Raw genomic sequence first — 581 nt, forward strand, 5'->3', positions numbered from 1 at the left:
GCGCGATCCTGATCCGGCTCGAGGCCGGCGACACGCTGGAGGTGCAGAACACCGAGGGCGGCCAGCCCTGCGAGATCGTCTGCGCCGATCCCAAGGGGGCCAGCGATCCCGGCCTTTTGGGCGTGCCAGCCCATGCCGCGCCCACGGGGCTGATGGCGCTGGTCACCAGTGGCGATGCCTCTTTGCGCAGCCTGCGGTTGGGATTGGAAGCGCGCGGCATCGACCTGTCCAAGGCCCAGGCCATCACGCTGTTTGACAGTCAGACCCCCGCGGGAACAGCCCAAAGCTTCACCGCCACGCGCGAAGGGGTGGCAATCATCGCTGCGCCGGGCGGCATCATGGATTTCGAGATGCAGGATACCGCCACGCCGCTGACGGTGATGGTGCGCCGCGCGGTGATCAAGCAGATCGCCCGCTTCGAGCTGCCCGATCCGCTGGCAGAGCCCGTCAGCGACATCCGCGTGCATTCCGCCACCGCCGAGGCCTATTTCGTCAAGGCGGGGGATTACATCCAGATCCTCGATGTGGATGGGCGCCAATGTACGGATTTCCAGTGTTTCGCCGCGCGCAAGCTGGACAAG

Annotated in this window: 1 pseudogene; it reads left to right on the forward strand. The window is 66.4% G+C overall.

Annotated features, from left to right (window positions below):
* Positions 1-581, forward strand: a pseudogene (locus BTA51_RS29765) (DUF1989 domain-containing protein); the annotation flags it as partial.

Origin of the sequence: Hahella sp. CCB-MM4 (genome assembly GCF_002260525.1) — a bacterium.
In the GTDB taxonomy this organism is placed as follows: domain Bacteria; phylum Pseudomonadota; class Gammaproteobacteria; order Pseudomonadales; family Oleiphilaceae; genus Hahella.